Below are 1,074 nucleotides of genomic sequence, written 5' to 3'. Positions count from 1 at the left end.
CGGCGCCGCCCCTCCCCCAGCCTCCCTCTCGGAGCCTGACGCCCTCTCGGAGTCCGACGCCGCTTCGCGTCTGCCCGACCTGATCGCCCTGGCGCAGGAGACCTCCAGCGAGAAGCGCCGCGCCCTGCTGCGCGAGCTGACCGACCACTTCTTCGGCGACCCGGAACGCAGCGAGGCCGAGACCGCCCTCTACGGCTCGGTGCTCAGCGACCTGACCGACGCCATGGAGCTGGCCGTCCGCGCCGAACTGGCCGAACGCTTCGCCGCCGCGCCCGACGCCCCGCGCCAGCTGATCCGCCGCCTCGCCAACGACGAGGCCGAGGACGTGGCCCACCCGGTCCTGCGCGCCTCTCCGGTGCTGACCGAGGCCGACCTGATCCAGGTCATCCAATCGCGTGGTCAGGGCCATATGCNNCGACGGCGCCCAGCTGTCGCGCGCCGCCTGCGAGACCGCCGTCGAACGCGCCCGCGTCAATCCGGCCCTGCACGCCCCGACCGTCGAGCGCGCCAGCCTGCCGCCCGACCTGCTGAACGAGATGTATTTCGAGGTCGAGGCCCGCCTGCGCCAGCGCATTCTGGAACAGAACGCCCGCATGGACCCGGCCCTGCTGGAAAGCGCCCTGGCCGCCGGGCGCACCCGCGTCGCCACCGACGACGGCGCCCTGCCGCCCGACTACGCCGAGAGTCTGGCCTACGTCCAGGAGCTCAGCGTGGCCGGTCAGCTGACCCCGCCGGTGCTCGCCCGCTTCCTGCGCTCGGGCAGCCGGACCTCCTTCCTGATCGCCCTGTCGCAACTGGCCGACATCGACTTCCACACCGCCCGCCAGATCATCGACCGGCGCGAGCTCGACGCCCTGGCCGTGGTCTGCAAGGCCGCCGACCTGGATCGCGCCCTGTTCCTGACCTATGCCGTGGTCCTGCTGAACACCGACGGCGACGCCATGGGCAAGGCCCGCGCCTATGCCGGCATGTACAACGACCTGACCAACGAGGCCGCCCAGCGCACCCTGCGCTTCTGGCGCATGCGCAAGGCCATGCACGCGGCTTAGCAAGAACGCGACGCCTCTCCCTCCC

Annotated in this window: 1 pseudogene; it reads left to right on the top strand. The window is 72.1% G+C overall.

Annotated elements, in window-relative coordinates:
* Positions 1–70 precede the first annotated feature (70 nt).
* Positions 71–1,049, top strand: a pseudogene (locus HX774_RS16105) (DUF2336 domain-containing protein).
* The last annotated feature ends 25 nt before the right edge of the window (positions 1,050–1,074 follow it).

Source organism: Brevundimonas sp. P7753, assembly GCF_013386595.1.
GTDB classification, from domain to species: Bacteria; Pseudomonadota; Alphaproteobacteria; order Caulobacterales; family Caulobacteraceae; genus Brevundimonas; species Brevundimonas bullata.
The sequence above is the reverse complement of the archived record's forward strand: the minus strand, read 5'-3'. Positions and strand labels throughout refer to the sequence as shown.